The organism is Pseudomonas sp. DG56-2, from assembly GCF_004803755.1.
Classification (GTDB): domain Bacteria; phylum Pseudomonadota; class Gammaproteobacteria; order Pseudomonadales; family Pseudomonadaceae; genus Aquipseudomonas; species Aquipseudomonas auratipiscis.
Window position 1 is genome coordinate 1,300,927 of the sequence record NZ_CP032311.1, and the last position, 22,243, is coordinate 1,323,169.

At 59.1% G+C, this 22,243-nt stretch carries 24 protein-coding genes; 11 read left to right on the forward strand and 13 right to left on the reverse strand.

Annotation, left to right across the window (positions count from 1 at the left end; translation table 11 throughout):
• The 4 genes from D3Z90_RS06095 to D3Z90_RS06110 are packed head-to-tail and all read right to left on the reverse strand — an operon-like array spanning nucleotide 1 to nucleotide 1,659.
• Nucleotides 1-201: an SEC-C metal-binding domain-containing protein gene (locus D3Z90_RS06095; protein ID WP_136474891.1), complete on the reverse strand. Its 201-nt coding sequence runs from the start codon at nucleotides 199-201 to the stop codon at nucleotides 1-3.
• 6 nt (nucleotides 202-207) lie between these two features.
• The gene (locus D3Z90_RS06100) at nucleotides 208-678 is read right to left on the reverse strand and encodes an LEA type 2 family protein (protein WP_256658328.1); all 471 of its coding nucleotides are present in this window, start codon (nucleotides 676-678) and stop codon (nucleotides 208-210) included.
• 5 nt (nucleotides 679-683) lie between these two features.
• Nucleotides 684-1,160, reverse strand: a complete 477-nt coding sequence (locus D3Z90_RS06105) for a YchJ family protein (RefSeq protein ID WP_136474893.1) — start codon at nucleotides 1,158-1,160, stop codon at nucleotides 684-686.
• Between the two features lie 4 nt (nucleotides 1,161-1,164).
• Nucleotides 1,165-1,659, reverse strand: coding sequence for a DUF6231 family protein (locus D3Z90_RS06110; RefSeq protein ID WP_136474894.1), 495 nt, complete (start codon nucleotides 1,657-1,659; stop codon nucleotides 1,165-1,167).
• A gap of 159 nt (nucleotides 1,660-1,818) precedes the next feature.
• Between D3Z90_RS06110 and D3Z90_RS06115 the strand changes: the two genes are divergently transcribed.
• The 4 genes from D3Z90_RS06115 (at nucleotide 1,819) to D3Z90_RS06130 (ending at nucleotide 4,427) form a co-directional block, all read left to right on the forward strand.
• A complete protein-coding gene (locus D3Z90_RS06115) occupies nucleotides 1,819-2,508 on the forward strand; it encodes an OmpA family protein (protein WP_136474895.1) in 690 nt (229 codons plus the stop codon).
• Between the two features lie 90 nt (nucleotides 2,509-2,598).
• Nucleotides 2,599-3,306, forward strand: coding sequence for an OmpA family protein (locus tag D3Z90_RS06120; RefSeq protein ID WP_136474896.1), 708 nt, complete (start codon nucleotides 2,599-2,601; stop codon nucleotides 3,304-3,306).
• A gap of 94 nt (nucleotides 3,307-3,400) precedes the next feature.
• Nucleotides 3,401-3,676, forward strand: coding sequence for a DUF1145 domain-containing protein (locus D3Z90_RS06125; RefSeq protein ID WP_136474897.1), 276 nt, complete (start codon nucleotides 3,401-3,403; stop codon nucleotides 3,674-3,676).
• Nucleotides 3,669-4,427 carry a collagen-like protein gene (locus D3Z90_RS06130; RefSeq protein WP_136474898.1) on the forward strand — a complete coding sequence of 253 codons (759 nt, stop codon included), beginning with the start codon at nucleotides 3,669-3,671 and terminating at the stop codon, nucleotides 4,425-4,427. The genes D3Z90_RS06125 and D3Z90_RS06130 overlap by 8 nt, the downstream gene beginning before the upstream one ends.
• A gap of 55 nt (nucleotides 4,428-4,482) precedes the next feature.
• Here D3Z90_RS06130 and D3Z90_RS06135 read toward each other — a convergent pair whose 3' ends face one another.
• Nucleotides 4,483-4,947 (reverse strand): CopD family protein, encoded by a 465-nt coding sequence (locus D3Z90_RS06135; protein WP_136474899.1) that lies wholly within the window; start codon nucleotides 4,945-4,947, stop codon nucleotides 4,483-4,485.
• Nucleotides 4,948-5,044: 97 nt separating this feature from the next.
• On the opposite strand from D3Z90_RS06135, the gene dinG reads away from it, so the two are divergent.
• The 5 genes from dinG (at nucleotide 5,045) to pdxH (ending at nucleotide 12,528) form a co-directional block, all read left to right on the forward strand.
• Nucleotides 5,045-7,189, forward strand: a complete 2,145-nt coding sequence (gene dinG, locus D3Z90_RS06140) for an ATP-dependent DNA helicase DinG (protein WP_136474900.1) — start codon at nucleotides 5,045-5,047, stop codon at nucleotides 7,187-7,189.
• A gap of 82 nt (nucleotides 7,190-7,271) precedes the next feature.
• On the forward strand, nucleotides 7,272-9,527 hold the full coding sequence (locus D3Z90_RS06145) for a beta-galactosidase (RefSeq protein ID WP_136474901.1): 2,256 nt from the start codon (nucleotides 7,272-7,274) through the stop codon (nucleotides 9,525-9,527).
• A 123-nt stretch (nucleotides 9,528-9,650) separates the two neighbouring features.
• Nucleotides 9,651-10,796 (forward strand): serine hydrolase domain-containing protein, encoded by a 1,146-nt coding sequence (locus D3Z90_RS06150; protein WP_136474902.1) that lies wholly within the window; start codon nucleotides 9,651-9,653, stop codon nucleotides 10,794-10,796.
• 97 nt (nucleotides 10,797-10,893) lie between these two features.
• Nucleotides 10,894-11,862, forward strand: a complete 969-nt coding sequence (locus D3Z90_RS06155; RefSeq protein WP_136474903.1) for an OmpA family protein — start codon at nucleotides 10,894-10,896, stop codon at nucleotides 11,860-11,862.
• An 18-nt stretch (nucleotides 11,863-11,880) separates the two neighbouring features.
• Nucleotides 11,881-12,528 (forward strand): pyridoxamine 5'-phosphate oxidase, encoded by a 648-nt coding sequence (pdxH, locus tag D3Z90_RS06160; RefSeq protein ID WP_136474904.1) that lies wholly within the window; start codon nucleotides 11,881-11,883, stop codon nucleotides 12,526-12,528.
• On the opposite strand, the gene D3Z90_RS06165 is transcribed toward pdxH, so the two are convergent.
• Nucleotides 12,525-12,761: a hypothetical protein gene (locus D3Z90_RS06165; RefSeq protein WP_136474905.1), complete on the reverse strand. Its 237-nt coding sequence runs from the start codon at nucleotides 12,759-12,761 to the stop codon at nucleotides 12,525-12,527. The two genes, pdxH and D3Z90_RS06165, sit on opposite strands and share 4 nt — an antisense overlap.
• 145 nt (nucleotides 12,762-12,906) lie before the next feature.
• Between D3Z90_RS06165 and D3Z90_RS06170 the strand changes: the two genes are divergently transcribed.
• On the forward strand, nucleotides 12,907-13,371 hold the full coding sequence (locus tag D3Z90_RS06170) for a glycine zipper 2TM domain-containing protein (protein ID WP_136474906.1): 465 nt from the start codon (nucleotides 12,907-12,909) through the stop codon (nucleotides 13,369-13,371).
• A gap of 68 nt (nucleotides 13,372-13,439) precedes the next feature.
• Here the strand turns inward: D3Z90_RS06170 and nhaA are convergent, their stop codons facing one another.
• A complete protein-coding gene (nhaA, locus tag D3Z90_RS06175) occupies nucleotides 13,440-14,618 on the reverse strand; it encodes a Na+/H+ antiporter NhaA (RefSeq protein WP_136474907.1) in 1,179 nt (392 codons plus the stop codon).
• A 220-nt stretch (nucleotides 14,619-14,838) separates the two neighbouring features.
• Between nhaA and D3Z90_RS06180 the strand changes: the two genes are divergently transcribed.
• Nucleotides 14,839-15,933 carry a PLP-dependent cysteine synthase family protein gene (locus tag D3Z90_RS06180; RefSeq protein ID WP_136474908.1) on the forward strand — a complete coding sequence of 365 codons (1,095 nt, stop codon included), beginning with the start codon at nucleotides 14,839-14,841 and terminating at the stop codon, nucleotides 15,931-15,933.
• Nucleotides 15,934-15,980: 47 nt separating this feature from the next.
• Here the strand turns inward: D3Z90_RS06180 and D3Z90_RS06185 are convergent, their stop codons facing one another.
• From D3Z90_RS06185 to livH, 6 genes are all read right to left on the reverse strand, one after another.
• Nucleotides 15,981-17,594: an NAD(P)/FAD-dependent oxidoreductase gene (locus tag D3Z90_RS06185; RefSeq protein WP_136474909.1), complete on the reverse strand. Its 1,614-nt coding sequence runs from the start codon at nucleotides 17,592-17,594 to the stop codon at nucleotides 15,981-15,983.
• A gap of 106 nt (nucleotides 17,595-17,700) precedes the next feature.
• Nucleotides 17,701-18,372, reverse strand: coding sequence for a COG3650 family protein (locus D3Z90_RS06190; protein ID WP_136474910.1), 672 nt, complete (start codon nucleotides 18,370-18,372; stop codon nucleotides 17,701-17,703).
• Between the two features lie 153 nt (nucleotides 18,373-18,525).
• Nucleotides 18,526-19,227 carry an ABC transporter ATP-binding protein gene (locus D3Z90_RS06195; protein WP_136474911.1) on the reverse strand — a complete coding sequence of 234 codons (702 nt, stop codon included), beginning with the start codon at nucleotides 19,225-19,227 and terminating at the stop codon, nucleotides 18,526-18,528.
• Entirely contained in the window at nucleotides 19,228-19,995 is a 768-nt protein-coding gene (livG, locus tag D3Z90_RS06200) for a high-affinity branched-chain amino acid ABC transporter ATP-binding protein LivG (protein ID WP_136474912.1), read from the reverse strand.
• Nucleotides 19,992-21,248, reverse strand: a complete 1,257-nt coding sequence (locus tag D3Z90_RS06205) for a high-affinity branched-chain amino acid ABC transporter permease LivM (RefSeq protein ID WP_136474913.1) — start codon at nucleotides 21,246-21,248, stop codon at nucleotides 19,992-19,994. The genes livG and D3Z90_RS06205 overlap by 4 nt, the downstream gene beginning before the upstream one ends.
• Complete coding sequence (livH, locus tag D3Z90_RS06210) at nucleotides 21,245-22,168, reverse strand: high-affinity branched-chain amino acid ABC transporter permease LivH (protein ID WP_128324136.1); 924 nt, start codon at nucleotides 22,166-22,168, stop codon at nucleotides 21,245-21,247. Before livH ends, D3Z90_RS06205 begins: the two co-directional genes overlap by 4 nt.
• Nucleotides 22,169-22,243: the final 75 nt, after the last annotated feature.

Sequence of the window (22,243 nt, forward strand, 5' to 3'; positions counted from 1 at the left end):
TCAGGCTCCGTGGCACTTCTTGAACTTCTTGTTGCTGCCGCATGGGCACGGATCGTTGCGGCCAACGTCTTTCAAGGCGTTGCGCACCGGCTCCTGATGACCGTGATTGCAGTTTGGACCGTGAACATGGCCGTGATCATGGTCGTGATGATCATGATCGTGGTTGCAGTCTGGGCCATGGACATGGGGTTGTTGGGTCATTGCGGGTTACTCCGGTAAAAGATCGCCGGGAATTATCTCACCACTGCGCGACAAGTGCATTTCGCGGGTGAAGATTATTCCACTGTTGAGTTCGCCATCTAGACGGTAACGCAATGGGCCATCGGTCTTCTTGAGCATTTTGGCCAGGGGTTTGACCTGCTGCCAAAGATTGGTACGCACCGGAATCTTGAAGGTGCGCCGGGCATGCCCCCCCACACTGCGCCACAGGCTGGATTCGCCCTCGACCAAAAGCAGGTCATTCAGGCGCACGGCATAGGTAAGATTGCGAATGAACAGGCGCCCATCGTTGGGATTGTCGACCCGCACATGCAGGACGAACTCTTGCTCCAGGAGGCGCACCTTGACCGCTTCGACCTTCACCAGGTGGACTTCGGGATCCCGGTAGTCACCGCCGAACCAACTGGCGCAGCCCGTCAGTTGCAGTAGCAGAAAGCTGAACAGCAACAGACGGATCATCGAACTTAGCCCCCTATGTAACTGGCGCAACATTTCTTGAATTTCTGCCCGCTGGCGCAAGGGCAGGCGTCGTTACGACCGGCCTTGAGTCCTACCGTCGGATCGATGAAGTACCACTGTCCGCCGTTTTGCACGAAGGCTGAGCGCTCGCGATGGCTATGTTCGCCGTCATGGTCATGCCAGCGAGCGGTGAAGGTGACGAAAGCGTGCTCGGGTTGGCCTCCGAATACTTCGGCGCTCTCTACCTCAAGGCCCAGCCAGGTGCTTTGTGCGCTCCACGCGGCAATCGCGGCGCGGTCAAGGCCCGCTTGCTGGGCAGGCAAGGTGGTATTGATCAGATAATCGATCAGTCCCAATACATAGGCGCTGTAGCGCGATCGCATCAAGGCCTGTGCATCGGGCGCCGGATGCCCGGCGTGATAGTGTCCGCAACAGGCGTCGAGCACGTTACCGCTGCCGCAGGGACAAACCGAGACACTCATTGTTTCACCACCAGTACTTGCCAAAATTTTGCGGGTTGGCCCAGAACTTGGCGTTGAGCCAGTCCGGGACCTGTTTGTATTCACGTAGATCATAGGTGAACAGGCTCAGAACCTGATCGTCACGTTGAAACTTTTCATTGACCTGCATCGCCAGAGCGAAGAAATCAGTTTCCTGCCAGCCGCAGGCCTTCATGTCGGCCAGCACGGCTACGCGACTGGCGTTTAGGTTGCGGATACCCCCCAGTAACTGCAGACCATCGCGTTTGGGCAAATGCTCAAGGCAATCGACCAGCAGGGCGAGGTCAAAGCGCTGGGCTGCCAGCTCCTTAGGCAGAAGGCCCGGTGTGGCCTGGGCAATCTCCACATGCGGGTGTGCCTGGATGAAGGCTTCCAAAGCCGGAAAACGCGTGCCAACCAGCAACAGGCGTTGCGGTGGATGGCGTTCAAGCAACGCTGCCAGTGCTTGCTGAGGTGTACGTTGGGAAAATCCGTCAATCATCGGGAATCCTCGGTCAGATGCGTCAAGACTAACGGTCCGCGGCCGTCAGGCATAGTGGCTGACGGCCGCGTCATGGCTTATTGCTGGCGGAGATGGTTTGTGCGGTCTTTACTCCCAGAGCATCGGTTTAAACCGATTCCCCCTAGGAGATGCAACAAAATGAGCATAGTACGCACAGCATTACCTCTGGTTCTGCTAACCAGCGTGTTGACTGGTTGCGCAGGTCTGCAAAAAACCGACTGGCCGAAGTGTGCTGCCGTCGGGGGCGTAGGCGGCGCCGCATTGGGCGCTATAGAAAGTTCAAGCTGGGCTGGCTGGGGTGCGTTGCTTGGCGCCGGCATGGCGGCTGGCTATTGCTGGGCCCACGGCGATGGCGATGAAGACGGTGATGGTGTACCAGACAGTCGCGATAAGTGCCCAGGTACTCCACGTGGTGTGCAAGTCGATGCCAACGGCTGCCCACCTGAACCTGCTGTGGTTGAAGAAGTGGTGGTGGTCAAGGAAGAGGTCATCGTTATTCGCGATGTTCGCTTCGAGTTCGATTCTGCCAGGCTGACCGCAGCGGACAAGGAGCGTCTCAATACCATCGCGACGCGCCTGAAAAATGAGGCACCTACCGCCCGGTTGAGCGTAACCGGTCACACCGATAGTGTCGGCCGTGATGCCTATAACCAGAAACTTTCCGAGCAGCGTGCCCAGTCGGTAACCGACTACCTGGTTAGCAGCGGCGTGCCGCAAGCCAGCTTCGTTTCGGTCCAGGGCGCTGGTGAGTCCCGGCCGGAAGCAGACAATGCCACCGCAGAAGGTCGCGCAATGAACCGCCGCGTCGAGATTCGCATCGAGCGGTAACACGCAAACGACATGCGCCTTGAGAAGTGTTGCAGGCCAGTCTTTACTCCTGTGTGACCGGTAGACGCCGGTGACACAGGAGCTATTCCCATGAGTGTTTTTTCCAAGGCCGCAGTGCCAGTGTTGGTGGCTGCAAGCCTGCTCTCCGGTTGCGCCACCCACAGCGATGGCAGCGCACCACTCAATCAAAGGACCTGGCCAATCTGCAGCCTGCTCGGTGGTTTAGTGGGTGGGGGACTGGGGGCTATCGAAAGTTCTGCCTGGGCGGCCGGTGCCGGTGCTGCCGGGGTAATTGCTGGCGGACTGATCTGCTATGCCCAGGATGGCGATGAGGATGACGATGGGGTCTTCGATCGCCGTGATCGTTGCCCGGATACGCCGGCTAATACGCCGGTAAGCCATACAGGTTGCCCGTTGCCGCAGTATCCGGTTGCCGACAAGGCGGCAGAGCCTGAAATCATCACCCTCAATGATCAGGGTTCGGTGATGTTTGCCTACAACTCCGCCGAACTGACCACCGGCGCCCATGGCCAACTGCAAGCCCTGGTCGACAAACTCAACGCGCCCAGTGTGGTTAGCATCAAGGTCATCGGCCACACCGATAGCCAAGGCTCCGACGCCTATAACCAGACGCTTTCCGAGCAGCGCGCCAACAGCGTTGCCGAGTACCTGATCGGCCAAGGCGTGGCGCCGTCCAAGCTAACCAGTCAAGGCCGTGGCGAGAGCGAGCCGATTGCTGATAATGAAACCGAAGCCGGACGGGCGCAGAACCGTCGGGTAGAACTGCATCTCAATTGATCGAGCCTCTGGTGTCGAGCCCTGCCAGTGGTTACTGTGGTAGGCGATGCTAAGTAATTGGCATCGCCTACGAACAATAACAGCAGGGGCGCATATGAAAGGCTTTCTGGCGCTGGGCAAGGCTTTGACGGTGGTGTTCTGGTGGGTTGTGCTGGTGAATCTGCTTATTCCCCAGGAATACCCCTTCAATCGTTTGATCGGTCTGGCTGGCGCGGCGCTGCTTGGTTTGCACCTGCTGGAAGTACTTTTTTTCAATGGCCGCCTGCGCGGGCGTAGCCACCGCTGGTTTGACCGCTTGCAGATCCTGCTGGTCGGTATCTTTCATGTCCTTTCGATTCCGGCGCCACGTCAGGAGACGCCCCATGCGTAAGTTGGTTTTACTTGCAGCGCTGTTCAGCCCTTTGGTTCTGGCTGAGTCGATCAGTGTTGCACCGCATTCGGTATTACGTTTGCCGAACAAGTCCAGTGTTGTCCACCTGCAACGCCTGGAAGTGGCTGATGCGGCGACGCTGTTACTGCCGGCCAGCCTGGTCGAGCTGAAAGTGGACGACCTGCATTTGGGCCAGGAAGCACGCATCGCCGTCGCTCCTGCGCAAAGCACCCTGCGGCTCGAAGTGGCGCGGGCGCAGTTGGGTGAGGGCAGCCAGATTGCGGCACGCGGTGCTCCCGGTACCTATGAACGTGCGGCGATGGCCGGGCGCGACCTGGATCTGCAGTTGCATGCCGTGCAGGCTTCATCGCTGGCAATCGATGCTCGCGGTGGGACCGGTGCGCCGGGGTTCGTCGGGCTTGATGGTGCCAATGGCAAGCCTGGTGGCTGCACCTGGGGGCAGGCAAGTCGTGGGGCCAATGGCGACAACGGTGGTAATGGCCATGATGGCGCCGCAGGTGGTCGCGTGCGCCTGGCATTGCCCGCGGATTTTCCAGCAGAGCGCATAAAGGTCCAGCTCGATGGCGGCGCGCCAGGCCTGGCCGGTGCTGCTGGCAAGGCAGGGGCTGGTGGGGCGAGCAAAGGTTGCCTGGTATATCGCACGGCTGCAGGGGCACCCGGTAAGCCAGGAACGGCAGGCCAGCCAGGGTTGGCCGGCAATGCCGGCGAGCTGATTCTGCAGCGCCTGTAGATCACGCTTGCGATTGTCTGTGTGATGGGCTGCGCAGCCCATCACACAGACAACGTCATATCGCCAGACGTGTAGTCGCCACCAGCACTACCGCAATTCCGACCAACAGGTTGATACCCACCAAGCGACGAATTTTTCCCAGTACCAGCGCACCGGCTGGCCAGTCCTGCGCCTGCACCGCCTTGCGCAGTTCCGGGAACAGCAATGTGTTGACGCGAATGAACAGCGCGATCATCACAATCGAGCCGCCCATCATCACCTGCACGTAGCGCGGGGCTGCGTCAAATCCACCAAAGCGCATGTGCAACATACCTACGCCACTGATCGCCAGCGCTGCGATCGCCACCCAGACCCATCCAAAAAAACGCTGAAACACTTCCACCCACAGGCGTAGGCGCTCGGGACCCTGCAGGGCTGAAACCGCCGCTGGGCGCAGGATCAGCCAGGCGAAGAACATCCCACCGACCCAGACCAGGGCGGCCAGAACGTGCAGGCTATAAGGAAGGGAAAAGGCAGTCATCAGGATCTCCATTCGGCGCAAGGGGCAATAGCGGGGTATGATAGCGACCCAATCGAAACACTGAAAATTTATCCAGCCCTTCGGGCGCCCCGACACCATGATCAGCAACGAACTCAAAACCACGATTCAGGGCGCCTATTCGCGTTTTCTCGAAGCCAAGAGCCTCAAGCCACGCTACGGCCAGCGCCTGATGATCGCCGAAGTCGCCAAGGTACTTGGCGATATCGAATGCGACGATGAAGGTCGACGTGCCGGTGAGCCCGCTGTGGTGGCGGTCGAGGCCGGTACGGGTACCGGCAAGACGGTCGCCTACAGCCTGGCCTCCATTCCCGCAGCCAAGGCTGCTGGCAAGCGCCTGGTAATCGCCACCGCGACAGTCGCCTTGCAAGAGCAGATCGTTTTCAAGGACCTGCCCGATCTGATGCGCAATAGCGGGCTGAACTTCAGCTTTGCCTTGGCCAAGGGGCGCGGCCGCTACCTGTGTCTGTCCAAGCTCGACATGCTGTTACAGGAAGGCCACGCGCAATCGGCTACCGCCCAACTGTTCGAGGAAGATGGTTTCAAGATCGAGGTGGACGAGGTCAGCCAGAAGCTGTTCACCAGCATGATCGAAAAACTTGCCGGTAATCGCTGGGATGGTGACCGAGACAGTTGGCCCCAGGCCCTGGAAGACCAGGACTGGGCGCGCCTGACAACTGACCATAGCCAGTGTACCGGCCGCCATTGCCCGAACTTTGGCCAGTGCACTTTCTATAAAGCGCGTGAAGGCATGGGCAAGGTCGATGTGATTGTCACCAACCACGACATGGTCCTGGCGGATCTGGCGTTGGGCGGTGGAGCGGTACTGCCTGATCCGCGAGATACCATTTATGTGTTCGACGAAGGCCATCACCTGCCCGACAAGGCTATTGGTCATTTTGCCCATTACACCCGCCTGCGTTCTACCGCCGACTGGCTTGAACAAACCGCCAAGAACCTGACCAAACTGTTGGCTCAGCACCCATTGCCGGGTGATCTGGGCAAATTGATCGAGCAAGTGCCTGAGCTGGCCCGCGAGATCAAGGCGCAACAGCAATTCATGTTCAGCGCTTGCGAGCAGGTGGCCGACTTCCGCCCCGGCGAAGACATGGAAGGCCGCGAGCGGCCTCGGCATCGCTTCGTCGCCGGCGTGGTGCCCGAGCATATGCGCGAAATGGGCATTGAACTGAAAAAGGGTTTTTCACGCCTGACCGATCTGTTCACTCGTCTGACCGAGTTGCTCAAGGAGGGCATGGACGCTGAAAAGAGCATCGGCATCGCCAGTCATCAAGCTGAAGAATGGTACCCACTGTTCGGCAGCCTGCTGATGCGCGCCCAGGGCAATTGGGAGTTGTGGACGGCCTTCACTGCTGAAGATCCGGAAGACAGCCCGCCCATGGCTCGCTGGCTGACCCTGGCAGAAAGCGGGGCATTGTTCGACATCGAGGTCAATGCCAGCCCGATCCTGGCGGCCGAAATGTTGCGCCGTAACTTGTGGAGCGTTGCCCATGGTGCGCTGGTTACCTCGGCAACGCTGACCGCATTGGGTAAGTTCGATCGTTTCCGCATGCGTGCCGGCCTGCCCAAGACCGCGGTGACCAGTGTTGTCCCCAGTCCATTCCATCATGTCGATGCGGGTGTGCTGCGCGTGCCAGACTTGCGTGCCGACCCTAGGGATGCCGTGGCCCACACAGCGGCTATCATTCGCGATCTGCCGGACCTGGTCGAGGGTTCGCGGGGCTCGCTGGTGCTGTTTTCCTCGCGCAAGCAAATGCAGGACGTATTCGATGGACTGGATCGGGATTGGCGCAAGCAGGTGTTCATTCAGGGCAACTTGTCCAAGCAGGAAACCTTGAACAAGCACAAGGCACGGGTCGATGGCGGAGACGCCAGCGTATTGTTCGGCCTGGCGAGCTTTGCCGAAGGCGTCGATTTGCCCGGGGCCTACTGCGAGCACGTGGTCATCGCCAAAATCCCCTTCGCGGTTCCCGATGACCCGGTCGAAGCGGCTTTGGCCGAATGGATCGAGGCTCGTGGCGGCAACCCATTCATGGAGATCGCCGTACCGGACGCCTCGTTGCGCCTGATTCAGGCCTGCGGGCGCCTGCTGCGAACCGAACAAGATCGCGGCACCATCACCCTGCTGGATCGACGTGTCGTCACCCAGCGCTATGGCAAGGCTATTCTCAACGCACTGCCACCGTTTCGACGGGAAATTTCCTAAACCCCCGGGGATCTATGCTTCGGGGCGTTGTCTATGACTCAGTTCAAGGCCCGCATGGGCCCTAAAGGAGAGTTTCAGCCCTATGATTCGTCGTACCTTGCCTGCTGTCTTCGCACTGTTGTTCAGCTCTTCGCTGCTGGCCGGACAACAGACGCTGTTCAGCTTCGTGCGCCCGGCCGCGGTGGTCAATGTGGTAACCGAAGATGCCAGCTTGCCGCAATACAATGCAGAGCAGACGGCTGAGGGCGAGGTATTGCGTCGCGTGGTGTTCAACCCGGTGCAGCGGCCAACGCTGCGCCTGAGCCCGCAAACGGGTGCTTGGGATTGGTCAGCAGCCACAGCCCTGACCCTGCGCCTGCAGAGCGGTATGGACTGGCCGCTGACCGTGGATGTCACGGTGTTGAGCAGCAACGGTCAAACCCTGACCAGTCGCATTGATCTTCCGGCCGGCCCGGCGCAGACCGTGCTGGTGCCACTCGTGGCCTCTTCGCCATCGAGCCAGGGTATGCGCGCCGGGCCACCCATGCCCTGGACCCACGAGGGGCAGCGCTGGATACTCACCAGTAGCAGCGGCGAGCTGGACTTGAAACAGGTGGTATCGGTGAGCTTATCGATGAATAAGCCCAATGTTGCCCAGAGCCTGCTGATCGAGCGCGTAGGCATCCAGGATGACGATCAGTTGCAGAAGGCCGTATATACCGGGTTGATCGACGCATATGGCCAGTCCACCCGTAGCCGTTGGCCGGAGAAAATCGTCAATGACGACCAACTCAAGGCAGGCGCGGCGCGTGAGCAACAGCACCTCAAAGGCTGGCTGGCCGAGCGTAGCCAATTACCACGGGACAAGTTCGGTGGCGTGAGCAGCGGCCCGAGCTTCGATGCCAAAGGCTTCTTCCGTACCGAAAAACGTGACGGCCGCTGGTACTTGGTCACCCCTGAAGGTCACCCGTTCTACTCGCTTGGGGTCAACACAGTTGCCGCGGACGGTGGCCGTACCTATGTGGCCGGGCGTGAGGCGATGTTCAGCGCACTCCCACAAGCCGGCGAACCGCTGGCGCAGTTCTTCGGCGAGGGCAACAACAACGATGGTAACGGCTCGTCCAGCGGCCGTAACTTCAATCAGGGACGCTGGTTCGATTTTTATGCTGCCAACCTGGAGCGCAGTCATGGCAAAGCCTGCACCCCGGCCGCCGCGACCAGTGCCGCTGCGGCGGTAGAGTGCCCTGCACCAGCGCTCGACCATCAGCGCTGGCAGGGACATACCCTCGACCGGCTGCAGGCCTGGGGTTTCAACACCTTGGGCAATTGGAGCGATCCGGCGTTGGGACAGGCCAATCGCTTGCCTTACACCTTGCCGCTGTCCATTGGCGGGGACTACACCAGCATCAGCACTGGTGTCGACTGGTGGGGGCGCATGCCCGATCCCTTCGACCCACGCTTTGCCATGGCCACCGAGCGTGCTGTGGCCATCGCTGCGCGTGATCACCGGGGCGATCCTTGGTTGATCGGCTATTTTGCCGACAACGAACTGGCCTGGGCCGCACCGGGAGACGATCCCAAGGCACGTTACGCCCTGGCCTACGGCACCTTGCGCTTGACCACTGATGTACCGGCCAAACGTGCCTTCCTCAAACAATTGCGTGACAAATACCGTAACCAGGCGGGGTTGTCCAAGGCCTGGGGTATCGATTTGCCGGCCTGGGAACTGATGGAAGACCCTGGTTTCGAGCCACCGCTGCCTAGCGCGGAGCATCCGGAAATCGAGGCCGACTTCAAGCATTTTCAGAAGGTCTTTGCGCAAACCTACTTCAAAACCATTTCTGACTCGCTCAAATGGCATGCGCCCAATCATCTGCTGCTTGGCGGTCGCTTTGCGGTGAGCACGCCGGAGGCGGTGGCAGCCTGCGCTGAATTCTGCGATGTGCTGAGCTTCAACTTCTACACACCCAAGCCGCAGGACGGATACGACTTCAGTCAGCTCAACGCACTGGACAAACCGGTACTGGTGTCGGAGTTTCAGTTTGGGTCGCGTGATCGTGGCCCGTTCTGGCCTGGGCCGATGGAGGTCGCCAGGGAAGAAGGTCGAGGCCCGGCCTACGACGCTTTCGTCAAGGCGGCATTGAGCGAGCCCTCGATTGTCGGTGTGCACTGGTTCCAATATCTGGATCAGCCGGCCAGCGGTCGCTTGCTGGATGGGGAAAATGGTCACTTCGGGCTTGTGGGAATAACCGATGTACCGTTCCAGGGTTTTGTCGACAGCGTGCGCAAGAGCAACTTGCAAGCACAAGAGCAGATTGCCAAGGCGCCAATAGCCGAGAAGGCCGCAAAGGCTCAGTAGGCCAGAGGCGGTCTGGCGCAGGGGTGTTGCCATGGCCGCCAGACCGCTGTCTGTTCCCAAAACCCTCAGAGGCTGAAACAATGCACGCCATTTTCGATTGCGATGAGTGCGGGGAGCGGCTGGGTGCAGATTCAAGGTCATTACGAGCTTAAGTTTGAAGCCGTGCGCGAAGCTTTTGCCGCGCTTTTCGACGATCCCCAGGAGCGCGGTGCCGCACTGTGTATTCAGGTTGGTGGCGAGACCGTGGTTGATCTGTGGTCGGGTACCGCCGACAAGGATGGCGCCGAGGCCTGGCACAGCGACACTATCGTCAACCTGTTCTCCTGCACCAAGATGTTTACGGCTGTGACTGCCTTGCAATTGGTGGGCGAGGGCAAGCTGAACCTCGATGTCCCTGTTGCGCGTTACTGGCCGGAGTTTGCCCAGGCCGACAAACAGGCAATCACCCTGCGCCAGTTGCTCAGCCATCGTGCCGGCCTGCCTGCGCTGCGCGAACTGATGCCCGCAGAAGCGTTTTATGATTGGCCAACCATGGTGCAGGCGCTGGCAGCCGAAGCTCCGTGGTGGACACCCGGTACGGCGCACGGCTACGCGGCTATCACTTATGGGTGGTTGATTGGTGAGTTGATTCGTCGTGCTGACGGTCGCAGTCCAGGCGAGTCGATTGTTGCCCGTACTGCACGCCCGTTGGGTCTGGATTTTCACCTAGGCATGGCTGACGAGGATTTTCCTCGGGTCGCGCATCTTGCCCGCGGCAAGGGCAACATGGGGGACGAAGCCGCCCAGCGTCTGCTCCAGGTAACGATGCGCGAGCCACAGGCCCTGTCCACCCGCGCATTTACCAATCCGCCTGGCATGCTCACCAGCACCAACAAGCCCGAATGGCGACGGATGCAACAGCCGGCTGCCAACGGCCACGGTAATGCCCGCAGCCTTGCCGGTTTTTATGCAGGCGTGCTTGATGGCAGCCTGTTGGAGTCGGAACTGTTGGATGAACTGACCCGCGAACACAGTCTGGGCCAGGACAAAACCCTCTTGACCCAGACCCGCTTTGGCCTGGGTTGCATGCTCGACCAGCCGACAGTGGCGAACGCTACCTTTGGTCTGGGCAGCAAGGCCTTTGGTCACCCAGGAGCGGGAGGATCGGTTGGCTTTGCCGATCCGGAGTACGATGTGTCCTTTGGTTTTGTCACCAATACCCTTGGCCCCTATGTGTTGATGGATCCGCGTGCGCAAAAACTGGTGCGGGTCCTGGCAGCGTGCCTTTGATCGGTTAACCGCGGTGTAGCCTGAACCCTTTGACTATTCTGAATTCCAATGCTGTTCGCATTGGTAGAATCTCTTTCATTTTCATGGTGTATCACTGATGTCTTCACATAAAACCTTAGCTATCGCCCTGTGTCTGGCTATGACCGGTTGCGCACAGCACTCTCAACAAGGCACAGCAGACAGCGGGATCGACTGGTGGCCCTTCGGTTCGGACAAGGTTGCCAACCAGGAAGTGAAGGAAGTGGTCGCCGCAAAAGTTGCCAAGGCAGATGCCAAGTCGCAAAGCAGTCGTTGGTGGTGGCCGTTCGGCGACAGTGACAAGTCCAAGACCGCAGCTGTGCCGAAAATTGACCACAAGGCCACTCAAGCCTGGTTGGACAGCTATGAGCCGCGTCTGCGCGAAGCCATCAAAGACAGTAAGTTCGAGCTTGAGCGCCGCGAAGATGTGCTGGTAGTGACTGTGCCGGTAGACAGCTCCTACAACCCAGACCGCCCGGCCATGCTTTTGCCTGTTACGCTCGGCCCTATTACCCGGGTGGCCAAGGCGGTTGAAACCGACAAGCAGACGGCAGTACTGGTGCTCGGGCATGCCGATACCAGCGGTGCCGCGGTCGGTAACCAGAAGCTCAGCCAAGAGCGTGCCCAGTCCGTTGCCGCAATCTTTCGCCTCAGCGGTCTTGAGCGTGATCGTTTGAGTTTGCGTGGCATGGGTTCGGAAATGCCGCGCGCAGCCAACGACAGCGTGGAAGGTCGTTCGCTTAACCGTCGAGTAGAAATGGTCCTGACGCCACAGAACACCATGATCGCTCTGGTTGCCAAGTACAAGCAACCTACGCCGAGCCCAGCTGAGCTGGTTGCCGTGCAAGATGCCAAGGCCCCGGTCAAGGCAGCGGTAAAACCTGCTGCCAAGGCGCCGGTGAAAAAGGCCAGCGTCACCAAGAAAGCCGCTCCAGCCAAAGCCACAACGGCAAAAAAGAAAGCTCCTGCAGCCAAAGCCCCGGCCAAGAAGCCAGCGCCTGCTGCCAAGAAAGTGGCCGCCAATACCAGCCCTGCGAAGACCAACTGATCGTCAAGGAACGCAGCAATGACTCAAACCCTGGCAGATATGCGCCGCGACTATACCCGGGATGGCCTGGCAGAAGCCCAGGCCCCGGTCGAGCCTTTTGCGTTGTTTCATCAATGGTTCGATGACGCGGTAAAAACCGAGCAACCACCGGTAGAAGCCAATGCCATGACCCTGGCTACGGTAGATGCCGACGGCCAGCCACATTGCCGGATCCTGTTGCTCAAGGGTTTGGATGACAAGGGCTTTACCTTTTTCACCAATTACGACAGCGCCAAAGGGCAACAGCTGCAGGCCAATCCCCGTGCGGCCATGACCTTTTTCTGGCCAGCGCTTGAGCGTCAGGTACGGATCGAGGGCAAGGTGGTTAAAGTCAGTGCCCAGGAATCAGATGATTATTACCAGGTTCGTCCGCTGGGCAGCCGCCTTGGCGCCTGGGCGTCACCGCAGAGCCGAGTGATTGCAGATCGTGCCGAACTCGAAGGTCTGGTAAAAGCCACCGAGAAGCGATTCAGCGACACGCAGCCGCACTGTCCTGAACATTGGGGTGGCTATCGCTTGCTGCCAGAACGTATCGAATTCTGGCAGGGTCGAGCCAGTCGTTTGCATGACCGGCTCAATTATCGTCTGCAACAAGACGCTTGGTTGCGCGAGCGCCTGGCGCCTTAATCTCCCCGGTAACCGGCGGCCTCGCGTTCCAGCCAGGCCGCCAGGTCTGCACGTTTGACCTTTTGTGCTTTGGCGTTGTCCAGACATTCAAGCATATAGGCTTTTTTGCTGTCGTCCGTTCCTGCCATTGAGAGCGCCAGGTCCCGGTCCATCCAGCGGCGGATTCGTACATACAACCACCAGTGAAAGTACAGTCCTGCCACAGTCGTAATGACGACGATGAAGTAATCCATGTCTATCCTTGCGTTTAACGTTTTCAGACTGCATCGATGACACAGGCTGTATGGAAGCTGAATGGAATCAATTTTACTCCGCATCAGTCGTGACAGTCGTCAATGCGCGGAGTCTAATGAACACCTGTCTTTCGGAGATTATCCTATGCGTAAATCTGTTTTGCTGGCTGCCAGCTTCACCACGATGTCGCTTCTGCTTACGGGCTGTGCTTCCAGCCTGACCGGCGACTCCTACTCTCGCGACGAAGCTCGCCGGGTGCAAACCGTACGCATGGGAACCATCGAGTCGTTGCGTCCAGTGAAAATCGAGGGTACCAAGACCCCGATCGGTGGTGGCGCTGGCGCCGTTGTCGGTGGTGTAGCGGGCAGTGCCATCGGGGGCGGCCGTGGCAGCATCGTTGCCGCGGTCATTGGTGCGGTGGCCGGTGGTCTGGCAGGTTCCGCTGCTGAAGAAGGGCTCACCCGTACTCAGGGTGTAGAAATTACTGTTCGTGAAGACGACGGCAGCATGCGCGCCTATGTGCAGGCCGTCCAGGAAAACGAGATTTTCCGCGTGGGTGATCGTGTTCGTATCATGACCGTTGATGGCACTAGCCGAGTTTCACACTGAGACGTTGGTAGCCCATAAAAAAACCCGACTCGGCAGTGCCGGTCGGGTTTTTTAGTGCCAGGGCTTAATCAGGCAGTGGCTGCCTTGCGGCTCGCCAAGGCAGTGACCGTATAACCGATCAGCGCAGCCAGAATGGAGCCGGTGAGGATACCCATGCGATCCATACCAGCGTAGTCGCTGCTACCCGGAACGAATGCCAGCGAGCCGACGAACAGGCTCATGGTAAAGCCAATGCCACACAGAATGGCAACCCCCAGCACCTGGCCCCAATTGGCACCGCTTGGCAGTGCCGCGAAGCCAAGTTTGACTGCGATCCAGGTGAGTCCGAATACCCCCACGGTCTTGCCGATCAGCAAGCCGGCAGCAATGCCCATCGGTACGTAGTGGGTGAAGCTTTCCAGTGTCACTCCCGCCAGCGAGACTCCAGCATTGGCGAAGGCGAACAAGGGCAGGATACCGTAGGCCACCCAGGGGTGCAGGGCATGCTCGAGGCTCAGCAACGGCGAGGCTTCGGCATTACGTGTGCGCAACGGAATACACAGGGCCAGGGTCACCCCTGCCAGGGTGGCATGGACACCACTCTTGAGTACGCACACCCAGAGGATCAGGCCGATGACCATGTACGGGCCGAGCTTGACCACGCCCAGACGATTCATGGCGATCAATGCAAGCAGGCAGGCCCCGGCGAGCATCAGCGACAGACTGGACAGTTCACCGGAATAGAACAGGGCAATGACAATGATTGCGCCCAGGTCATCGATGATTGCCAAGGTCATCAGGAACAGCTTGAGCGACACGGGCACACGCTTGCCCAGCAGAGCCAGCACACCCAGGGCAAAGGCGATGTCGGTGGCGGTTGGGATGGCCCAGCCGGCAACGGCAGCAGGGTCGTCCTTGTTCAGGAACCAGTAGATCAGTGCCGGAATGACCATGCCGCCAATTGCCGCTGCACCGGGCAGGACAATTTGCGAAGGCTTGGACAGGTGGCCGTCGATGACCTCGCGTTTGACCTCCAGGCCAACCAGCAGGAAAAACAGGGCCATCAATCCGTCGTTGATCCACAGCAGCAGGGGCTTGGCGATTTTCAGGGCGCCGATCTGGGCGACCACGGGCACATCAAGCAGGCCGTTGTACAGATACGACAAGGGCGAGTTGTTGATGATCAAGGCCAGGGCGGCTGCAGCAATCAGTAATAGACCGCTGGCAGCTTCCAACTGAAAAAAACGTGTGAAAGTGCTACGCAGCAAGGGCGCTCTCCATCCTGAGGGTTCTGAACAGGGGCACACCCTACCCTGTGAGGATATGCATTAAAACAAAAATTATATTCTTTTTTGTTATAAGATTTGACCGTCTCTGGCTTGAGCAGCCTAGCAGTCGGCCTAGATTATTTTGCCTGGCTGTACCTGTCATAGATGTAGGGACTTTCTTAACATGCTCATCTGAACAGCTATTTTCCGGGACTGGACCATGAACGATCACCGCCAGTGGGCACGTGAAGCTATCCGCATCATCGAGGCCGACTTTCAACGCAGCGCTGACACGCATCTGATCCCTTTGCCTCTACCGGGCTTCCCCGACGTTGAACTGTACTTCAAGGACGAATCCAGCCATCCCACGGGCAGTCTCAAGCATCGATTGGCGCGGTCATTGTTTCTGTATGCCCTGTGTAATGGCTGGCTGCGTCCGGGAGCACCGGTCATCGAGGCTTCCAGCGGTTCGACGGCAATCTCCGAAGCCTATTTTGCGCGTCTGCTCGGTGTACCGTTCATTGCCGTGGTGCCTGCCAGTACCTCTCAAGAGAAGATCGCGCAAATTGCGTTCTACGGGGGACGGAGTCATCTGGTGGAGGATCCTACCCAACTCTATGCCGAGTCCGAGCGCCTGGCGGGTGAAACCGGCGGTCATTTCATGGACCAGTTCACCTATGCCGAGCGCGCGACCGACTGGCGAGCGAACAACAATATTGCCGAGTCGATCTTTACCCAGATGCGGTTTGAGCGGCACCCGGAACCGACCTGGCTGATCTCAAGCCCGGGAACGGGCGGAACGACCGCTACCCTGGGCCGTTATGTTCGCTATCGCCAGCACACAACACGCGTGCTCTGTGCCGATGCCGAACGCTCAGTGTTCTTCGACAGCTATCAGACCGGCGACCGCACGTTGCGCCTGGACTGTGGATCGCGAATCGAGGGGATTGGCCGCCCACGGGTCGAGGCGTCATTTCTGGCGCAAGTGATCGACGCTATGGTCAAAGTGCCGGATGCATTGTCCCTGGCTGCCATGCATTACCTGGCTGAGCGCTTGGGCCGTCGGGTAGGCGCTTCCAGTGGCACCAATTTGATCGGTGCACTGATGGCAGCACAGCAGATGCGCGCAGCCGGGGAGGCAGGGTCGATCGTGGCGATTCTTTGCGATGGCGGTGATCGCTATGCGACCAGCTATTACGACCAGGATTGGCTGCTAGGGCAGGGCTACCAGTTGCAAGCGTTGATCGAGACGGTCAAGGCCTGTGTCGAGGAGGGGCATCCGCTGCCGGCATCAGTGCTGCGCGCAGGGATCTGAAACACATCGCGGGGCAAGTCGACGCGACTTGCCCCGTGTCAGCTACATCAGGCTTCCAGTCCTAGCATGCTCCGCGCCACGGCTTCGGCGATACGAATACCGTCGACGCCCGCAGACAGAATCCCACCGGCATAGCCAGCGCCTTCACCGGCCGGGAACAGGCCCTTGAGGTTGAGGCTTTGCATGCTGGCATCGCGGGTGATGCGCAGCGGCGAAGAAGTACGGGTTTCAATCCCGGTCAGCACGGCGTCATGGAGGTTGTAGCCTTTGATCTGGCGATCGAATGCCGGCAAGGCTTCACGAATAGCTTCGATAGCAAAGTCAGGCAGGCTTGGCGCCAGATCGCCAAGGTTGACCCCAGGTTTGTACGAAGGCTCGACACTGCCCAGGGCAGTGGAGGGCTTGCCCGCGACGAAGTCACCTACCAACTGGGCTGGCGCCTGGTAGTTGCTACCGCCCAGTACGTAGGCGAGCGACTCCAGTTTCTCTTGCAGCTCGATACCTGCCAGCGGGCCACCGGGATAATCCTGCTCTGGCGTGATGCCGACGACGATGCCTGAGTTGGCGTTGCGCTCGTTACGCGAGTACTGGCTCATGCCATTGGTGACGACCCGGCCTGGTTCGCTGGTGGCCGCAACCACAGTGCCGCCAGGGCACATGCAGAAACTGTAGACCGAGCGTCCGTTCTTGGCGTGGTGCACCAGTTTGTAATCTGCTGCACCGAGTTTCGGGTGCCCGGCGTACTTGCCCAGGCGCGCCTGGTCGATCAACGATTGCGGGTGTTCGATCCGGAAACCGATGGAAAACGGCTTGGCCTCCATGAATACGCCGCGGGCATGCAGCATGCGGAACGTATCACGGGCGCTGTGGCCCAGGGCCAAAATGACATGCCGGGAATGCAGTTGTTCACCGCTGGCCAGGACAACGCCATTGAGTTGACCGTCATCCATCAGCAGATCGGTAACCTTCTGTTCGAAGCGCACTTCGCCGCCAAGCGCGTGGATCTCGTGGCGCATGTTCTCGACCATACCGGTCAGGCGGAAGGTACCGATGTGGGGTTTGTTGACGTAGAGGATTTCATCCGGAGCTCCGGCCTTGACGAACTCGTTCAGCACCTTGCGACCGTGGTGCTGCGGATCTTTGATCTGACTGTAGAGTTTGCCATCAGAGAACGTACCGGCACCGCCCTCACCGAATTGTACGTTCGACTCAGGATTGAGTTCGCTCTTGCGCCACAGGCCCCAGGTGTCCTTGGTGCGCTGGCGCACTTCCTTGCCGCGCTCGAGGATGATCGGCTTGAAACCCATCTGCGCCAGCAGCAGGCCGGCGAAAATACCGCAGGGGCCAAAGCCGACAACAATGGGGCGTTCCTGCAGGTCGGCAGGAGCGTGGCCAACGACCTTGTAACTGACATCCGGCGCGACGTTGACGTTGTGATCGTCGGCGAATTTTTTCAGCAGTTCAGATTCGTTGCTGGCAGTCAGGTCGATGGTGTAGATGAACAGCATTTCGCTGTTCTTCTTGCGGGCGTCATAACTGCGCTTGAACAGGGTGAAGTCCAGCAATTGTTCATCGCTGATGCCCAGGCGTTGCACAATGGCCTCGCGCAGGGCTTCATCAGGATGATCAAGCGGCAGCTTCAGTTCGGTGATTCGTAACATGGCAGGGTCCAGTATCGCGGCCATGAACGGCCGTCGGCTTTACACAAACCGCCAAGTATAAGCTGTTCGCCGCATAAGCAGGCAGGATAAACGCAGACGCCGATGATCAGTCGTTACGGGAGCCGCCGTAGTAAGCGCATCCACGCATGGTCTGGCCGTTTACCCGAAGTTCGGCACTGAGGTGGCGCACCGCCCCACTCATTGTGTCGACGCAGCGTTGCGGTGCGATCCAGAGGTCCACACGTTGGCCATTGGCTTCGGTGCTGAGGCTGAAGCGGCCATCGGGCAATTGTTCTTCAAGGTAAGGGACGGCCAGCTCCGGTTGTCCTGGGCGGGTCAACACCATCCCTTTGCTCCCGGCCTTGAGGTCCCAGTCAGGCTCATTGCCATGTGCACGCACGGTCAGGCGTTTGAAGTTCGGGTCGCTGCAGGCGCTACTGGAGTGTTCGACCCGGTACAGGCGTTGCACATTCAATTGCCCATCGTTGCCTTCTTTCTGGCTGGCAGAAAGGTTTGCGCCGACATCTGCGAACAGAGTACCTGGCTCGTCGGCAAGTGCTGCAGCTTCTTGTAGCAGGCCCGTGTTCCCGGCATCGAATACGACAAAGTGACGATTTTCCGCGCAAGGCTTGAACAGCAGCTGACCACCTTTGGCGCTGAGTTCACCCTGCATGCGTATCATGCCGGCTGAGGATGCCTGGGGTTTTTCCGCCAGCATCTGGCAGCCCGCGAACAGCGGTAACAAGGCGACAAGCAACAACGAAGGGGCGGCACGCATCGAGCAAACTCCAGGGTCTCTACCGAAAGGTGCCGTCACGTTACGCAGGCTCAAGGGCGATCACAAGGCTTTCGCCCGCATGAGCGCCCTTGGCGGTACAAAGCCTGCGCATGAAAAAAGGCCCGAAGGCCTTTTCTCACTTGCTGAGGCAGATCAACCGCCCAGGTAAGCGTCACGCACCTTCGGATCGGTCAGCAGCGCTTCCCCGGTGCCCTGCATCACCACGCGACCGTTCTCCAATACATAAGCGCGGTCGGCGACTTTCAAGGCTTGGTTGGCGTTCTGCTCAACCAGGAACACCGTCACGCCATCCTTGCGCAGTTGTTCGATAATATCGAAGATCTGCTGGATGATGATGGGTGCCAGGCCTAGCGATGGCTCGTCCAGCAACAGCAGTTTGGGTTTGCTCATCAGTGCCCGTCCAATGGCGAGCATTTGTTGCTCGCCGCCAGACATGGTGCCGCCGCGCTGAGAAAAGCGCTCCTTCAGACGCGGGAACAGGTGCAAGACCTTGTCCATTTGCTCCTGATAGTCGCCCTTGTTGGTAAAGAAGCCACCCATGGCCAGGTTTTCCTCGACGGTCAGGCGGGCAAATACCCGACGACCTTCGGGCACCACGGCAATGCTCTTGCGCATGATGTGCGAGGACGGCTGGCCCACCAGCTCTTCGCCCAGGTACTTGATGCTACCGCTGTGGGCTTGCGGAGAACCGCAAAGGGTCATCAGCAGCGTCGACTTGCCGGCACCGTTGGCACCGATCAGGGTAACGATCTCGCCTTGGCGAATCTCGACGTTGACGCTGTGCAGTGCCTGGATCTTGCCGTAGAAGGTGGAAACGTTTTCGAACTGCAGCATTTACGCTTCCCCCAGGTAGGCTTTAATCACTTCAGGGTTGTCGCGGATCTGATCCGGCGTACCGTCGGCCAGGGGAGTGCCCTGGTTGATTACGACAATATGGTCGGAAATGCTCATGACCAGCTTCATGTCGTGCTCGATCAGCAGAACGGTGACGTTGTGCTCTTCGCGCAGAATGCTGATCAGCGCCTTCAGATCTTCGGTCTCTTTCGGGTTCAGGCCGGCCGCTGGTTCGTCGAGCATGAGGATCCGCGGGCGGGTCATCATGCAACGTGCGATCTCCAGGCGTCGCTGCTGGCCATAAGCCAAGGTACCGGCGGTACGGTTGGCGAACTCGGTGAGGTTGACCTTTTCCAGCCAATACTGAGCGAAATCCTTGGCTTCGTGTTCGCTGCGGCGAAACGCCGGGGTTTTGAACAGACCAGCAAAAAAGTTGGTGTTCAAATGCCGGTGCTGAGCAATCAGCAGGTTTTCCAGCGCGGTCATGTCCTTGAACAGGCGCACGTTCTGAAACGTGCGCACTACGCCCTTGCGGGCGATTTCATGACCGGCCAGACCCTGGATCGGCTGGCCGTCGAGCAAAATGGTGCCAGCACTAGGCTTGTAGAAACCCGTCAGGCAGTTGAACACCGTGGTCTTGCCGGCCCCGTTGGGGCCGATCAGTGCCACGACCTGTTTTTCCTTGACGGTCAGGGCTACGCCGTTAACCGCCAACAAGCCGCCGAAGCGCATGCTCAGGCCGCTGACTTGCAGAATTTCGCGGCTCATCGGCGCAGCTCCATGTGTGGGCGTTGCATAGGCAGCAGGCCTTGCGGACGCCAGATCATCATCAGCACCATCAGCGCACCGAACATCAACATGCGGTATTCGCTGAACTCACGCATCAATTCTGGCAGCAGAATCATCACGATGGCCGCGAGAATCACGCCCAACTGCGACCCCATACCGCCCAACACCACGATAGCGAGGATGATGGCCGACTCGATGAAGGTGAACGACTCGGGCGTCACCAGGCCTTGGCGCGCGGCAAAGAAGCTACCGGCGAAGCCCGCGAAGCAAGCACCCAGGGTGAATGCGGAAAGCTTGATGATGGTGGGGTTCAGCCCCAGCGCACGGCAGGCAATCTCGTCTTCACGCAGTGCTTCCCAGGCCCGACCGATCGGCATGCGCAGCAGCCGGTTGATTACGAACAGGGCCAGCAGCGCCAACAACAACGCAACCAGGTAGAGGAAGATCACCTTATTGATCGAGTTGTACGGCAAGCCGAAGTACTCGTGGAAAGTCTGCATGCCTTCGGCGGCGCGACGTTCGAAACTCAGACCGAAGAAGGTCGGCTTCTCGATGTTGCTGATGCCGTTGGGGCCGCCGGTGAGACCGGTCAGGTTACGCAGGAACAAGCGAATGATCTCGCCGAAGCCAAGCGTCACGATCGCCAGGTAGTCGCCACGTAGGCGTAATACCGGGAAACCGAGCAGGAAGCCGAACGTGGCCGCCATCAAGCCGGCAATCGGCAGGCAGATCCAGAAGCTCCAGCCAAAGTAGTGCGACAGCAGGGCGTAGGTATAGGCACCGACGGCATAGAAGCCGACATAGCCGAGGTCGAGCAGGCCAGCCAGACCAACCACGATGTTAAGGCCCAGGCCCAACAAAACGTAGATCAGGATCAGGGTGGCAATGTCGACCGCACCGCGCGAACCGAAGAACGGCCAGACCAGCGCAACCACGATCAGGCCCATGATTACCCAGCGTTGGGTCTTGGGCAGAGTCAGGAAGTTGCTCATGGCTGGCGAGATCAACTTGCGATCCGAACGCCGACTGGTTACCGCGCTCCATTGCTTGTCGAACAGCACACGCAGGAACATCAGCACCGAACACACCGCAATCACGGTAATGGTGAACGGTCCTTGGCTGTGAACAATCAGGTTGATGCCGTCGATGCTGAGCTTCAGGCCCAGCACCGGGAAGGCCACGGCCCAGACCAGCAAGGCACTGAAAAATGCCTGTTTAAGATTTTTGTTCATACTTTTTCAACCTCCGGACGGCCGAGGATGCCGGTCGGACGGAACAACAGCACGAGAACCAAGAGACCGAATGCCACCACGTCCTTGTACTGGTCGCCGAATATGTCGGCGCCAAACGCTTCGGCCACACCCAGCACCAGGCCACCGAGCATGGCCCCCGGAATACTGCCGATGCCACCCAGCACGGCCGCGGTGAAGGCTTTCAAGCCCACCAGGAAGCCGGCGTTGGGGTTGATCACGCCGTACTGCATGCTCAGCAATACCGCGGCCACAGCCGCCAGCGCAGCACCGATGACGAACGTCAGGGCGATGATGTTGTTGGTGTTGATACCCAACAGGTTGGCCATCTTGATGTCTTCGGCACAGGCGCGACAAGCGCGACCCAGGCGAGAGCGGGAGATGAACAGGGTCAAACCGGTCATGGCCACCAGGGTGACAACGAAAACCAGGATCTGCATGTAGGAGATCAGCACTTCCTCTGCGCCGCCTGGGCCGAAGGAGATGCTCCCCGGGATCAGGTTGGGGATGGACTTGTCCTTGGAGTCCTGGGATAGCAATACGGTGTTTTGCAGGAAAATCGACATACCAATGGCAGAAATCAGCGGGATCAACCGATTGCTGTTACGCAAAGGGCGGTAGGCGACCCGTTCGATACTGTAGCCATAGGCACTGGTTACGAAGATCGTGGCGACAAAGGCGACGGTCATCAATATCGGCAGTGAATGGATTCCCATCATGGCCAGCCCGGCGAGGGCAATGAACGCCACGTAGGAACCGATCATGTAGACCTCGCCATGGGCGAAGTTGATCATTCCAATGATGCCGTAAACCATTGTGTAGCCAATGGCTATCAAGGCATAGGTGCTGCCAATGGTCAGACCATTAACCAGCTGTTGGAAGAAGTGATAGATCTCAGGCATTACAGCGCTCCTAAAAACCCGATACGCATTTCACTGGTGGGAAATCCCGGCGCGGTCTTGTGGACTTGAGCCACT

What these genes read in the sequence shown, in the direction of transcription:
- D3Z90_RS06165 (WP_136474905.1), bottom strand. Translation starts at nt 12,761, where the DNA reads ATGGATTACTTCATCGTCGTCATTACGACTGTGGCAGGACTGTACTTT.
- D3Z90_RS06115 (WP_136474895.1), top strand. Translation starts at nt 1,819, where the DNA reads ATGAGCATAGTACGCACAGCATTACCTCTGGTTCTGCTAACCAGCGTG.
- D3Z90_RS06105 (WP_136474893.1), bottom strand. Translation starts at nt 1,160, where the DNA reads ATGAGTGTCTCGGTTTGTCCCTGCGGCAGCGGTAACGTGCTCGACGCC.
- D3Z90_RS06180 (WP_136474908.1), top strand. Translation starts at nt 14,839, where the DNA reads ATGAACGATCACCGCCAGTGGGCACGTGAAGCTATCCGCATCATCGAG.
- D3Z90_RS06185 (WP_136474909.1), bottom strand. Translation starts at nt 17,594, where the DNA reads ATGTTACGAATCACCGAACTGAAGCTGCCGCTTGATCATCCTGATGAA.
- D3Z90_RS06130 (WP_136474898.1), top strand. Translation starts at nt 3,669, where the DNA reads ATGCGTAAGTTGGTTTTACTTGCAGCGCTGTTCAGCCCTTTGGTTCTG.
- D3Z90_RS06205 (WP_136474913.1), bottom strand. Translation starts at nt 21,248, where the DNA reads ATGAACAAAAATCTTAAACAGGCATTTTTCAGTGCCTTGCTGGTCTGG.
- D3Z90_RS06155 (WP_136474903.1), top strand. Translation starts at nt 10,894, where the DNA reads ATGTCTTCACATAAAACCTTAGCTATCGCCCTGTGTCTGGCTATGACC.
- D3Z90_RS06145 (WP_136474901.1), top strand. Translation starts at nt 7,272, where the DNA reads ATGATTCGTCGTACCTTGCCTGCTGTCTTCGCACTGTTGTTCAGCTCT.
- D3Z90_RS06190 (WP_136474910.1), bottom strand. Translation starts at nt 18,372, where the DNA reads ATGCGTGCCGCCCCTTCGTTGTTGCTTGTCGCCTTGTTACCGCTGTTC.
- livG (WP_136474912.1), bottom strand. Translation starts at nt 19,995, where the DNA reads ATGAGCCGCGAAATTCTGCAAGTCAGCGGCCTGAGCATGCGCTTCGGC.
- D3Z90_RS06170 (WP_136474906.1), top strand. Translation starts at nt 12,907, where the DNA reads ATGCGTAAATCTGTTTTGCTGGCTGCCAGCTTCACCACGATGTCGCTT.
- D3Z90_RS06135 (WP_136474899.1), bottom strand. Translation starts at nt 4,947, where the DNA reads ATGACTGCCTTTTCCCTTCCTTATAGCCTGCACGTTCTGGCCGCCCTG.
- dinG (WP_136474900.1), top strand. Translation starts at nt 5,045, where the DNA reads ATGATCAGCAACGAACTCAAAACCACGATTCAGGGCGCCTATTCGCGT.
- livH (WP_128324136.1), bottom strand. Translation starts at nt 22,168, where the DNA reads ATGCCTGAGATCTATCACTTCTTCCAACAGCTGGTTAATGGTCTGACC.
- pdxH (WP_136474904.1), top strand. Translation starts at nt 11,881, where the DNA reads ATGACTCAAACCCTGGCAGATATGCGCCGCGACTATACCCGGGATGGC.
- D3Z90_RS06195 (WP_136474911.1), bottom strand. Translation starts at nt 19,227, where the DNA reads ATGCTGCAGTTCGAAAACGTTTCCACCTTCTACGGCAAGATCCAGGCA.
- D3Z90_RS06100 (WP_256658328.1), bottom strand. Translation starts at nt 678, where the DNA reads ATGATCCGTCTGTTGCTGTTCAGCTTTCTGCTACTGCAACTGACGGGC.
- D3Z90_RS06110 (WP_136474894.1), bottom strand. Translation starts at nt 1,659, where the DNA reads ATGATTGACGGATTTTCCCAACGTACACCTCAGCAAGCACTGGCAGCG.
- D3Z90_RS06125 (WP_136474897.1), top strand. Translation starts at nt 3,401, where the DNA reads ATGAAAGGCTTTCTGGCGCTGGGCAAGGCTTTGACGGTGGTGTTCTGG.
- D3Z90_RS06095 (WP_136474891.1), bottom strand. Translation starts at nt 201, where the DNA reads ATGACCCAACAACCCCATGTCCATGGCCCAGACTGCAACCACGATCAT.
- D3Z90_RS06120 (WP_136474896.1), top strand. Translation starts at nt 2,599, where the DNA reads ATGAGTGTTTTTTCCAAGGCCGCAGTGCCAGTGTTGGTGGCTGCAAGC.